Source organism: Variovorax sp. IB41 (genome assembly GCF_016405905.1).
GTDB lineage: Bacteria > Pseudomonadota > Gammaproteobacteria > Burkholderiales > Burkholderiaceae_C > Variovorax.
Window position 1 is genome coordinate 1 of record NZ_JAEFCB010000022.1, and the last position, 11754, is coordinate 11754.

An 11754-nucleotide genomic window follows, 5' to 3' on the forward strand; every position below is an offset into this window, starting at 1 on the left:
ATTTCCTTGGCCACGGACACACCGTCCTTGGTCACCGTGGGGGCGCCGAACGCGCCGCGAAGTACTCGGTGTGCAGCGCGTCTCCGGGCCAGTCAGTCTTTGCGGCCGCGTCGCGCACCGCCTTCATGAAGCCGCCGGGACCGCAGACGTAGAGGTGCGTATCCGGCGCGCGCTCGGCCAGCAGCGCCTGCAGGTCGATGCGTTGCGATGCGTCGCCCTGGTCCAGATGAAGGCGCAGATGCGCAGCGAGCGCGGGATCGCGCAGCGCCTCGGCGAACGCCAGGTGCTCCTCGCTGCGCGCGAACACGCACAGCGTGAACGACGCGCCGCGCGCCGCGAGCGCCTGCGCCATCGCGAGCAGCGGCGTCATGCCGATGCCGCCCGCCATCAGCAGGTGGTGCGCTGCTTCTTCGCGCAGCGGAAAGGTGTTGCGCGGCGTGCTGATCGCGATGAGGTCGCCCTCGCGCACGCGCTCGTGCATCGAGGCCGAGCCGCCGCGGCTCGCAAGCTCACGCTTCACGCCGATCACGTACGACGGCGCGTTCGACGGTCCCCGCGCCAACGAGTACTGCCGCGAGAAACCCCCCGGCATGTGCACGTCGATGTGCGCGCCCGCCTCGTACCCCGGCAGCGCGCGCCCCCACGGATGCGCCAGCTCGAAGGCCAGGATCTCCGGCGTCTCGCGCGAGATGCGTTCGACGCGGACGGTCAGCGTGCGTTCGAGGCTCATGGTGTGGTGTCTCCCTGCTTTCTTCAGATGTTCTGCAGCTTGCGCGAAACGCGCTCGATGAAATGCGTGCGGTCGCGCGCGGTGACGGCGTTCATGTCGTGCAGCTGCAGCCAGGTCACCTTGCAGCGCCAGGCGAACAGTGCGCGCAAGCCCCGCGTGAACAGCCGCCGCCCCGGGTCGCCGATCACCTGCACGAACCAGCGCGGCGACCCGCCGGTGGTCACCACCGTCAGCCGCCGGATGTGCCGCATGCCCGACTTCGCGAGCTGGCCCTTGCGCTCCGCGGGCAGGAAGGCCACGCCCGGCAGCCACACCCGCTCCAGCCAGCCCTTGAGCATCGAGGGCGGTCCATGGAACCAGGTGGGGTAGACGAACACCAGGTGCTCGGCCCACAGCAGCGCTTCGACATGCGGTTTCACGCGTTCGCGGATGAGCTCGGGGTTCTCGAGGTAGGCGATGCGCTCTTCGCAGGTGAGCGTCGGATCGAACCCCTCGGCGTAGAGGTCGATGGCCTTGACGGGATGCCGCGGCTCGAGTGCTTCGAGCGCGGTGCGATACAGGGCGTGGTTGAAGCTGTCAGGGTTCGGATGGCAATGGACGACGAGCGTTTTCATGGGAGGGCCGGTTCGCCTGTCGGCGAGACGGGGTCAGAGCCCAAGGAACAAAAGGCCGCGCGGTGCCTTATGGCAACCCAGGCGCCGGCATCTGACCCCGGCGCAAGCCCCGCGCGACCCACGGGAAAAAACAGCGATGCGAATTACTTGCCGGTGAGCTTCTTGCGGACGTCGACGCCGACGCCCTTGTTCACGAACTGCGTGGTCACGACCTTCGCGAGATCGACCTCGCCCGTCTTGTAGAGACCGGCCTTGACCATCTTGTCGTAGAAGTCCTTCACGCGGGCTTCGTCCATCGCGCCGATGCCCTTGGTGAGCGACTCGCCGCTGTCCACGATGCCCATCTTCTTCATGAGTTCGATGGAGCCCTGCGAGGCGGCCACGGGCGAGTCGGGGTTGATCTTGGCGATCATCTCGTTGGCGGCCTTGTTGTCGCCGTAGAGGTAGTTGTTCCATCCGATGATCGAGGCCTCGACGAACTTGCGCACCGTCTCGGGCTTGGTCTTGATGAGGTCCGCGCGCGTCTCCACGGTGGTCGAGTAGGTCGAGAAGCCGTTGTCCGCCAGCAGCTGCACCACCGGATCGAAGCCGGCCTGCGCCTTGATCGACAGCGGCTCCGAGATCGCATAGCCCTGCTGGATCGATTTCTTGTCCGCCAGGAACGGGCCGACGTTGAAGGTGTAGGGCTTGAGCTGCGAGTCCTTGAAGCCGTGCTCGGACTTCATCCACTGCCAGAAGCTGAACTGGCCGTCCTTGCCGATGAAGGCCACGGGCGCCTTGGTCATGTCCTTGAAGGTATCGAAGCCCTGGCCCGGGTGCGCGAACATGGCCTGCGGGTCCTTCTGGAAGAAGGCCGCGACCACCACGGTGGGCACGCCGTTCTTCACGTTGTCGAAGGACTGCAGCAGGTTGCCGGTCATGAGGAAATCGACCTTGCCCGCCGGCAGCATCGGCCGGTTGTTGACCATCGGGCCGCCCTGCTGGATGTCCACGTCCAGGCCGTACTTCTTGTACGTGCCGTCCACCAGCGCCTGGTAGAAGCCGCCGTGGCCGGCCTGCGCCTTCCAGTTGGTGGCGAACACCACTTTTTCCTGCGCCTGCGCGGCGAAGGCGGCGCCGACGAGCGCCAGGCCGAAGGCAAGCGGCCGGAGATTGAAAGCGGGGATGCGCATGGGGACGTGCTCCTGTGGAGGTTTTGAAAGTACGGGATGCGGAGACTAAATCTTTTTCTCAGCGCTCGACGGCCATGTCCGGGTGCCATCCGCGCGTTTTTCCGGGGTTCATCAAACCCATCGGGTCGCTGCGCTTCTTGAATTCGATCTGCTGCGTGTCGATGGTCTTCATGCCGCCGTCCTCGATGGTCACCACATGCGGGTTGAAGATCTGGCAGCCGCCCTGCGACTCGATTTCGCGGATCAACTCGTACTGGTGCGCCTCGCCCTTCCAGCGCACGAGCAGGATGCCGAAGGTGCCGCACTCGCCGCCCGCGCGCGCGAAGTCCTGGTGCTGCAGCACGTCGTCGCCGAAGATTTGCAGGTGACGCTCGACCACCGCGGGGTCGAACGGCTGCGCATACGCAACCTGCAGGTAGGTCCAGCCGCGGTCGGCCTTCAGCGCCTGCAGCGTCGTGTGGTTGAACGCGCACTCGTAGGCGGGCGGGAGGCCCTCGGCGAGCAGTTCGGCCTCGGTGCCTGCGACGGAGATCGTGCCGCCGTGCGCATCGGCGAGCGCGCGGAACTCGGCCATCGACTCGGGCGAAACCATGGTGAACACCGCATGCCGGTCGATCGGAAAGCGGTCGCGCATCGCCGTGTAGTACGGCGAGAAGCGCGCCTCCACGGTCGAGAGCAAAAAGATGTCGAGCGTCGGCGCCTGCGCCGCGATGCCGAAGTCCAGCGCGCCGCGGTAGGTCTCGAACAGCACCGTGCAATGCACCCATTCGACGGCCGGGCTCAGCGCCACTTCCACGTCGAGGATCACGCCGTTGGTGCCGTACGCATGGTGCACCTGCTGGATCTCGTCGCCCTGCAGTTCGATGATGCGCGGCGCGTGCTCCACCGTCATCACGCGCGCGCGCAGCAGGTTGCCGGGGTCGCGCAGGATGCCGTGGCGAAACGATCCGATGCCGCCGAAGCCGCCCGCGATGAAGCCGCCGATGCTGGCCACATGCCAGGTCGAGGGCCACATGCGCAGCGCCTGCCCGGTCTCGCGCGCGGCCAGGTCGATGTCGTGCATGCGCGCGCCGGCCTCCACGCGCAGGCGGCCGTCCTGGATGTCGAGCACGCGGCACATCTGCGTCACGTCCAGCACGATGCCGCCTTCGAGCGGCACGCACTGGCCGTAGTTGCCGGTGCCGCCCGCGCGCACGGTGAGCGGCAGCTTCCACTTCGCGGCCACGGCCGCGGCCTGGCGCACGTCGTCCTCGGTGCTGACCTTCACCACGAGGTCGGCCACGCAGCCCGCGAGCTGCGCGGTGAGGATGGGGCTGTACCAGTAGAAGTCTTTCGACAGCTGCTTTCGCTGGCTCGGCGCGGTGACGAGGTTCAGGCCGCGAAGGTCTTCGCGCACGGCATCCCAGTCCGTGGCCGTGTGCATCGCCCTAGCGTTCACGGCGCATTTCGCTTTCATGCCAGTGGCCCAGCACCATGCGGGACAGCGCGGCGAACACGATGAAGATCACGATGCCCAGCAACGACACCAAGAGCAGCGCCGCGAACATCATCGGGATCTCGGTGCGAAAGCTCGATTCGAGAATGCGCGAGGCCAGGCCCGTCTCCTTGCCCGCAGTGCCGGCCGTGAACTCCGCCACCACCGCGCCGATCAGGCTCAGCCCGCCCGCGATCTTCAGCCCCGCCATGAAGTACGGCAGCGCGCTCGGCGCGAGCAGGTAGCGGAAGGTCTGCCACGGCGAGGCCTTGTAGAGCTGGAACAGGTCGCGCAGGTTGCTGTCCGCGCTCTTGAGGCCAATGACGGTGTTCGACAAAATCGGAAAGAACGCCACGATCCATGCGCACAACAACAGCGCCGCGGTGGTGCTCGAGACGTAGATCAGGATCAGCGGCGCGATCGCGATGATCGGCGTCACCTGCAGGATCACCGCGATCGGAAAGAGCCCGATCTCCACCCACTTGAAGAGCGCGAACGCGATCGCCAGCAGCACGCCGCCGACGATGGCCGCCAGCAATGCGAGCAGCGTGAGCTTCACCGTGAACCAGAGCGCGCTGGACAGCGTGTCCCAGTTGTCGAACAGCGTCTTCAGGATGAGCGAGGGCGCGGGCAGGATGTAGTGCGGGATGTTGTTGGCGCGCACCGTCCATTCCCACACGAGCAGCAGCAGCGCGACGATGGCCGCGGGCACCACGATGCGCAGCAGCGATTCGCGCCGGCGCAGCTTGTCTTCATGCGCGCGCAGCGACGCCTCGGAGGGCGCCGCGTCCACGTCGGCGAGGGCGACGGGTTCAGTGATCGATGTCGACGCCATGCAGGGCTCCATGCAGGGATTGCGAGACTGCCGTGCAGTGCGCGTTGTAGCGGCTCGAGGTGCGGAACTCTTCGCCGCGCGGATAGGGCTCGTCGATGCGGATCTCGTCGATCACGCGGCCCGGTCGCGCGGCCATCACCACGATGCGGTTCGAGAGATACACCGATTCGTACACGCTGTGCGTGACGAACACCACCGAGAAGCGGTGCTCGCGCCAGATGGCCAGGAGGTCGTTGTTGAGCTTGATGCGCGTCATTTCGTCAAGCGCCGCGAAGGGCTCGTCCATCAGCAGGAGGCGCGGGTGCGTGACCAGTGCCCGCGCAATGGACACGCGCATCTTCATGCCGCCCGAGAGCTCGCGCGGGTACACGTCGGCGAAGCGCGAGAGGCCGACCATCTCCAGCACCTGTTGCACGACCGGCGCCGCGGCATCGCGGCTCTGGCCGGCCAGCTTGAGCGGCAGCCACACGTTGTCGAACACCTTGGCCCAGGGCATGAGCGTGGGCTCCTGGAACACGAAGCCCAGGTCGCGGTCGCTCTGCGTCTTCCCGGTGTTGGCGCCGGACCAGTGCATGTCGCCCGAGCTCAGGCGCGTGAGCCCCGCGATGAGCCGGAGCGCCGTGCTCTTGCCGCAGCCCGAGGGGCCCAGGAAGCTGATGAAGTCGTGCTCGCCGATGTCGAGCGTCATACCCTGCAGCGCGAGCGTGCCGTTGCCAAAACGCTTGCTGACGTGGCGCAGGCTGACCAGCGGCGGGGTGGATGGCGTGGTGCTTTCCATGGTGGGGGCGAGCCTAGCGCCAGGCCGGTTCGTTGGCGAGGCGCGACAGCGGAAAGCGGTCCACCTCGTGCAGCAATTCGACGAAGCGCCGGCCCACGTGGTCGAGCACGGCGGCGCCCTTCTCCGCGGTGGCGCGCGTGGCATCGCCGGCCGCGCCCGAGGGGTTGATGTCGTGCATCTGCCAGCCGAGCTTGCCGCTGGGGGTGATCGAGAGGAACTTGTTTTCTGCGGCCAGCTGCTCGGTCATCGAGCTGAAGTTCTGGAACTGGTCGCGCCGCACGTAGTCGGGCGTGAGGTGCAGCATCACCGAGCTTTCCAGGTCGCCCGCATGGATGCCGTGCTTGCCCTCGTGCGCGGTGAAGAGGCCTTCGGGCAGCCCGAGCGTGTACCAGTTGGCGGCCACGACCATCATGTCGTGTTCTTCGCGCAGGTCGCGCGCCACGATGTCCATCACGCTCATCTGGCCGCCGTGGCTGTTGTAGAGCACGAGCTTGCGCACGCCGGCTTTGGCGACGCAGGCGCCGATGTCCTTCCACAGCGAGATCAGCGTGTTCGCCGACACGGTGAGCGTGCCCGGGTAGCGCGAATGCTCGTTGCTCTTGCCGTAGGGCACGGTGGGCAGGAACAGCACCGGCAAATCGTCGGGCAGGTGCGGGAGCGTGGCGCGCACCATGCCGTCGATGGTGGCCGTGTCGGTGGACATCGGCAGGTGCGGTCCGTGCTGCTCGGTGGCGCCCACCGGCAGCACGGCGATGAGCCGTTCGCGGTCCAGGCGTGAGAACTCTTCGCTGGTCAGGTCGGACCAGAAGCGGCTGCGCAGGGTGGGCGGATTCATCGGGTGATACCTCGTGATGCGACGGCCGGATGATGACTTAAATCATCCAATCGGTCAAAAAAAGTGGCTCAGCAATTACCCGTACGCCTACGAGACCGCCCGAAAATGCCGTCCAAACCAGATCAACTGGTCAATGGCGCGCGGCTACCAGCGCACGCGCATCCCCACCTGCCCCTGCATGCCCGACTGCTCGCCGTCGTTGCCGATGGCGCGCGTGTACGCGAGGCCGCCATACACCGCCACCGTCCTGTTCACCTGCCCCACCACGCCCGCGCCCACTTCGAGCGCGCTCGCGGTGCGGCGGTTGCCGACCTGGTCGGTCGGGCCGAAGAAGAGCGCGTTGGTGCCGCTGAAGGTGTGCCAGAGATTGGCCTTGAGGTAGGGCTTCCAGGTGCCGCCCGCGGCGCTGAAGCTGCCTTCCAGCCGCGCGCCGACGCGCCCGGTGACGGCGTTGTCGCGCTGGAAGCGCACGGTCGAGAGGCCATCGTCGAAGTCGTCGACCGAGCTGCGCTGCCAGATCAGCTGCACCTGCGGCTGCAGCGAGACGCTGTCGCTCAATGCGAAGGGATAGCCGGCCTCGAGCGAAGCGGTGATCGTCTTGCCGTGCGGCCGGCCGCCGCGCCCGAGCGTGGACTGCGCCTCGGTCTTGAAGCGCGTGGCCATGAGCACGGCGTCGCTGTACCAACCGCTCGTCGCGACACGCGTCCAGTACGCGCCGAGGCTGTAGCCCTCGACGCTCAGGCGCCCCGTGGCGGCGTTGGTGGCGCCGCCGGCGATGCCGCTCGTGTCGCCGCTCGCGCGCGTGTAGCCGCCGAGCACGCCGACGCGGTGGCGCCCGCCCGAGGCATCGGTGCCGACGAGAAAGTCATGGCCCAGCTGCAGCCCGTGGATGTTGCCGTCGAACTGCGGGTTCGCATCGCCGCGCAGGCGCTGGCGCGTGCTCTCGCCGAAGACGCGGCCCCACGAGGCCTGCCGGCCTTCGCCTTGTTCACCTTCCGCGAGCAGTTGCTGGTCGCCCTGCCGGTCGTGAAAGCTGCCCAGCTGCGCGAGCCCGAGCTGGCGCACCACCAGCGGCACGCTGCTGTAGAGCGCCACCTCGGGCCGGTACAGCTTGACCTGCTCGACGGCAGGTGCCGGCGCGCCCGGCACGCCCGGCGTTTCCGCGATGACTTCGTAGGCTTCGGCGAGCGACCCCACCACCACGCCGCCAACCAGGAAACCGTTGTTGCGCAGGTACCAGTTGTCCGGGTTGTTGCCCGCCGCGCCGCCGCGAAAGAGGCGATAGGTGTACGCGCCGGCCTCGACCGGCTGCGTGAGCGAGAACGCGTGGGTTGCCGTGGTGCCGCCGTTGACCGTCTGCACCACCAGGATGCCGTCGGCCAGCGTCGGCGCGCCCATGCCGCCGCGGTTGACCACGCGGATCGCGGTGCCGCCCGAGGCCGTGCCGCCATCGATCACCAGCCGGTCGGAGGGCGCGTTGTCGCCGGCCAGCACGGTGTTGATCTGCATCAGCGCGCCGTTGCCCAGGTAGTTGCCGCGCACCGTGAAGGCGCCGAAGTTCACGCCGTCGTTCGGGCCGGGCAACAGCGTGCCCTGGTTCGTCACGTTGCCCGCGAAGGTGCCGGTGCCGGCGACCGTGGTGCCGGGGAGCACGGCGATGACCGGGCTTGTCAGCGTGGCGGGCAGGTTGAAGCGGCCCGATTCGATGCGGATGCCGTCCGAGAAAGTCGCATCGGTGAGCCACGACCATCCGGCGCCGCGCATCGTCAGATTCTGGAAATTGCGGAAGGCGTTGTCCACCGTGCCGCTGCCTTCGAGAAAGGCGTTCGCGATCGCATTGCCGCCGTCGGCGCCGCCGCGGATGACCGAGCCGGTCTGCAGTATCAGCGTGCCGTTGCCGAGCGCACCCATGTAGAGCGCATCGCTGTTGCCAGCGCCGCCATGGCCTTCGATGGTGCCCGCGTTCACCAGTGTGTCGTTGCCGTTCTGCCCGCGGTAGCCGTAGCCGTTGGCGCTCGAGAGCAACGCGCCGGCCCGGTTCTCCACGCGCGAGAAGAAGCTCAGGCCCAGGGTGTTGGCATGCACCGCATCGGCCCCGCCCGAGGGCGAATTGGCGCCCGTGGTCGCTATGGTGCCGGTGTTGACCAGCAGGTTGGCCGCGAGGTTGCCGCCCTGCAGGTACACGCCCTTGGCCGAATTGCCGCTGGTGGCGATGGTGCCGTTGTTGACGACCGTGTTGCCCGGCCCCAGCGTGGAAATGCCGTGCGAGCTGCCGCCCGTGGTCGCGATGGAACCGTTGTTGGTGATGAGGGTGCGCGTGCTGCTGTTCGACGTCACCAGCATGCCCGAGGTGCCGCCGCTGGTCGTGCGGATGGCGCCGTTGTTGGTCATCGTGTTGTCGTTGCCCGTGGCCACCATCGCCGCGCGCGCCGAGCCCGAACCGCCCGAGACGGTGAGGGTGCCGTTGTTGGTGATGCTGCTCGCATCGCGCACCAGCAGGGCCTGCGTGGCGTTGGTGGTGAGCGTGGCGCCGTTGTCCACGGTGATGGCGACGCCGGTGCTGCCGGGCGCTGCGATCACGCTGGCCGAGCCGGTGGTCGCGTCGCTGCAGACCACGCTCTGGCCCGTACCCGGCGTCGCGGTCGGGCCACAGGCCGACTGGGCGGTGCTGGCCGCGAGCCCTGCGAGGGCCGCCACGAACCATGAAAGAGGAGATGCCGGAATCCGGCAGGAAGATCGGGCGCGCTGCTCCAGACGCATGTCCTTGTTCCTTCTTGTTTTTTGCACGGCGCGGGGCCTTGCATCGGCCCATTATTCAGTGCAATTCACAATTCGGAAACCCGAAAACTTCCGTACTCACCGGGGCGAAGCCCGGTGTTCGCGCCTTCAGCGCCGCACGATATAGCGCGTGACCACGGGCGAGCTCTCGCCGATGTGAAAGGCCAGCCGGCGCTCGCGCAGCGCCATGTCGCTCGCGGTCGCGCGGTTGAAGCGGCGCAGGTGGTCGGTCCACGATTCGTCCACGATCTGCTCCACGTAGCGGCTGGGCTGCGCGATGTCGTGCAGCAGCTCCCAGCCGATCGCGCCCTGGCTCAGGCGCGCGCGGCGCGTCTGCTGCATGACGATGTGGAAGGCCGCGGCGCGCGCCGGCTCGATGAGGTATTCGACCGTGATCACCACGCGCCCTTCTTCCTGCGGTGCCTCGGCCGGGGGACCCGCGGCCCAGCCGGCTTCGGCGGGGCTGGTGTCGTCCTCGCCGGTCACGTCGGTCACCCAGCGCAGGGCGATGAGCATCAGCAGCGTGCCGCTCACCGCGGCCACCGCCAGGCTCAGGTTCAGCGCCGTCATGGTCGCCACCTGGCCCCAGATGGCCGCGCCGATCGCGCTCGCGCCCATGATGGCCATCTGGTACATCGACATGCCGCGCGCGCGCACCCAGTCGGGCAATGCGAGCTGCGCCGACACCGAGAGCGAGTTGGCCACCGTGATCCACGCCATGCCGCCGAAGAACATCGCCGGCACCGCGACCCACGCGTTGGGCGCGAAGGCCATCACCGCCGTGGCGCCCGACTGCAGCAGCGTGCCGCGCAGCACCAGCTGGTCGCGCCCGAGCGCCTGGCGCAGCCGCGGCAGGAACAGCACCGCGACGATCGCGCCCGAGCCCATCGCGGCCAGCAGCAGCGTGAAGGTGCCCGCATCGCCGCCCTTCAAGTTGCGCGCCAGCAGCGGCAAGAGCGCGAGCAGCGCCGTCGAGTGAAAGAAGAAGATCGAGATGCGCGTGAGCACCGCGCGCATGCGCTGTGACTGCCGCACGAACTGCACGCCCACGCGCATCGCGCTCACGAGCTTTTCGCGGCCCAGCGGATTGGGCGTGTGCTCGCGCCGCCAGCGCAGCACCACGAAGCCCGAGGCCACCGACAGCACCGCGTTGAGCGCGAACACCCAGATGGTCCCCGCGCTCGCGATCAGCATGCCGGCCGTGAGCGGGCCGATGATCCGCGAGGCGTTCATCGCGATGCCGTTCAGGCCCAGCGCCGCCGGCAGCTGAGGGCGCGCCACGAGCTCGGGCACGATGGCCGAGAACACCGGCCAGCGCAGCGCAAGGCCGATGCCGTTGGCGAAGGTCAGCGCGAGCAAAAGCGGCGCGGTCATGAGGTCCAGCGCCAATGCCGCGCACAGCACGATGGCCGTGCCCGCGAGCCAGAACTGCGTGGCCACGAGCCAGCGCCGGCGGTCCAGGATGTCGGCCAGCGCGCCGCTCGGAAGGCCCAAAAGAAAAACGGGCAGCGTGGAGGCCGACTGCACCAGCGCGACCCAGATCGGCGAGGTGGTCAGCGAGGTCATCATCCACGCGGCGGCCACATCGTTCATCCACATGCAGATGTTGGCGATGAGCCAGGTGCTCCACAGCATGCGGAACACGGGGAGCTTCAGGGGCTCCAGGGCCGCGAACTTGGAGGGTTGCGGCCGCGTGGGCGGAAGGGGCGTCTCTTCGGTCGTTATGGGTGGCATGTGGCGCTATTGTCGCGCGCGGGTTTTTCTCAACCGCGGTCGCTGCGTGCGAGGCGGTGTTCGAGCCTGCGCAGCATCGTGGTCAGCACCAGCGTCATCACCCAGTAGATCAACGAGATCGCGAGGTACGGCTCCCAGTAGCGCGCATAGGCGCCGGCGACGGTGCGCGCCGCATAGGCCAGCTCGGCGAGGCCGATGGCGGAGACCAGCGACGTGTCTTTCAGCAGCGCGATCGCGTTGTTGCCCAGCGGCGGCAGCATGCGGCGAAAGGCCTGCGGCAGCACCACGTAGCGCATCACCTGCGCGGGCGAAAAACCGATCGAGCGGCCCGCATCGAACTGCCCGCGCGAGATCGACTGGATGCCCGCGCGAAACACCTCCGAGATGTATGCCGCCGAGTTGAGCGTGAGCGCCACAACCCCCGAGATGAGCGCGCCGTGCTCCTGCTTCAAGGTGCGCGCGAGCTCGCCGTCGATGAGGATGCCGCTCGCTGGATGGATGAACACCGGCATCACCGCGAAGTGGATCAAAAGGATCTGCACGAACAGCGGCGTGCCCCGGAAGAAGCTCACGTACACCGTGGCCGGCCAGCGCAGGAAGAAGCGCGCGACCCAGGTCCACGGCGCATGGCGCGGCTGCGCCAGGCGCGCGAGCGCGAGGCACAGGCCCCAGCTCGAACCCAGCAGCACGCACACCACCGTCATGCGCAGCGTCATCCACGCGCCTTGCCAGAACAGGTCCTTGTATTCGACCAGGATGTCCCAGCGAAACCATCCAAACAAGAGGATCGGTTGTTCCATATTC

10 protein-coding genes are annotated in these 11754 nt (G+C 67.8%); all 10 read right to left on the reverse strand.

Annotated features, from left to right (window positions below; all coding sequences use genetic code 11):
- Window positions 1–31 precede the first annotated feature (31 nt).
- The 10 genes from JC881_RS27470 to JC881_RS27515 all read right to left on the reverse strand — a co-directional run bounded on the left by JC881_RS27470 (window position 32) and on the right by JC881_RS27515 (window position 11750).
- Window positions 32–730 carry a ferredoxin reductase gene (locus JC881_RS27470; RefSeq protein ID WP_233102081.1) on the reverse strand — a complete coding sequence of 233 codons (699 nt, stop codon included), beginning with the start codon at window positions 728–730 and terminating at the stop codon, window positions 32–34.
- Between the two features lie 23 nt (window positions 731–753).
- Window positions 754–1344 (reverse strand): NAD(P)H-dependent oxidoreductase, encoded by a 591-nt coding sequence (locus JC881_RS27475; RefSeq protein WP_198788867.1) that lies wholly within the window; start codon window positions 1342–1344, stop codon window positions 754–756.
- 143 nt (window positions 1345–1487) lie between these two features.
- Window positions 1488–2516: an ABC transporter substrate-binding protein gene (locus tag JC881_RS27480; protein WP_198788868.1), complete on the reverse strand. Its 1029-nt coding sequence runs from the start codon at window positions 2514–2516 to the stop codon at window positions 1488–1490.
- Between the two features lie 58 nt (window positions 2517–2574).
- Window positions 2575–3939 carry an FAD-binding oxidoreductase gene (locus JC881_RS27485; RefSeq protein ID WP_198788869.1) on the reverse strand — a complete coding sequence of 455 codons (1365 nt, stop codon included), beginning with the start codon at window positions 3937–3939 and terminating at the stop codon, window positions 2575–2577.
- 4 nt (window positions 3940–3943) lie between these two features.
- On the reverse strand, window positions 3944–4825 hold the full coding sequence (locus JC881_RS27490) for an ABC transporter permease (protein WP_198788870.1): 882 nt from the start codon (window positions 4823–4825) through the stop codon (window positions 3944–3946).
- Complete coding sequence (locus tag JC881_RS27495) at window positions 4803–5603, reverse strand: ABC transporter ATP-binding protein (protein ID WP_198788871.1); 801 nt, start codon at window positions 5601–5603, stop codon at window positions 4803–4805. The genes JC881_RS27490 and JC881_RS27495 overlap by 23 nt, the downstream gene beginning before the upstream one ends.
- Before the next feature lie 13 nt (window positions 5604–5616).
- On the reverse strand, window positions 5617–6438 hold the full coding sequence (locus tag JC881_RS27500; RefSeq protein ID WP_198788872.1) for a creatininase family protein: 822 nt from the start codon (window positions 6436–6438) through the stop codon (window positions 5617–5619).
- A 144-nt stretch (window positions 6439–6582) separates the two neighbouring features.
- Window positions 6583–9198 carry an autotransporter family protein gene (locus tag JC881_RS27505; protein WP_198788873.1) on the reverse strand — a complete coding sequence of 872 codons (2616 nt, stop codon included), beginning with the start codon at window positions 9196–9198 and terminating at the stop codon, window positions 6583–6585.
- Between the two features lie 126 nt (window positions 9199–9324).
- Entirely contained in the window at window positions 9325–10950 is a 1626-nt protein-coding gene (locus JC881_RS27510) for an MFS transporter (protein ID WP_198788874.1), read from the reverse strand.
- A 29-nt stretch (window positions 10951–10979) separates the two neighbouring features.
- A complete protein-coding gene (locus JC881_RS27515) occupies window positions 10980–11750 on the reverse strand; it encodes an amino acid ABC transporter permease (RefSeq protein WP_198788875.1) in 771 nt (256 codons plus the stop codon).
- Window positions 11751–11754 lie beyond the last annotated feature (4 nt).

Excerpts from the sequence above, each read along its gene's own strand:
- JC881_RS27485 (WP_198788869.1), bottom strand. The coding sequence starts at position 3,939 with ATGCACACGGCCACGGACTGGGATGCCGTGCGCGAAGACCTTCGCGGC.
- JC881_RS27490 (WP_198788870.1), bottom strand. The coding sequence starts at position 4,825 with ATGGCGTCGACATCGATCACTGAACCCGTCGCCCTCGCCGACGTGGAC.
- JC881_RS27505 (WP_198788873.1), bottom strand. The coding sequence starts at position 9,198 with ATGCGTCTGGAGCAGCGCGCCCGATCTTCCTGCCGGATTCCGGCATCT.
- JC881_RS27495 (WP_198788871.1), bottom strand. The coding sequence starts at position 5,603 with ATGGAAAGCACCACGCCATCCACCCCGCCGCTGGTCAGCCTGCGCCAC.
- JC881_RS27480 (WP_198788868.1), bottom strand. The coding sequence starts at position 2,516 with ATGCGCATCCCCGCTTTCAATCTCCGGCCGCTTGCCTTCGGCCTGGCG.
- JC881_RS27510 (WP_198788874.1), bottom strand. The coding sequence starts at position 10,950 with ATGCCACCCATAACGACCGAAGAGACGCCCCTTCCGCCCACGCGGCCG.
- JC881_RS27475 (WP_198788867.1), bottom strand. The coding sequence starts at position 1,344 with ATGAAAACGCTCGTCGTCCATTGCCATCCGAACCCTGACAGCTTCAAC.
- JC881_RS27515 (WP_198788875.1), bottom strand. The coding sequence starts at position 11,750 with ATGGAACAACCGATCCTCTTGTTTGGATGGTTTCGCTGGGACATCCTG.
- JC881_RS27500 (WP_198788872.1), bottom strand. The coding sequence starts at position 6,438 with ATGAATCCGCCCACCCTGCGCAGCCGCTTCTGGTCCGACCTGACCAGC.
- JC881_RS27470 (WP_233102081.1), bottom strand. The coding sequence starts at position 730 with ATGAGCCTCGAACGCACGCTGACCGTCCGCGTCGAACGCATCTCGCGC.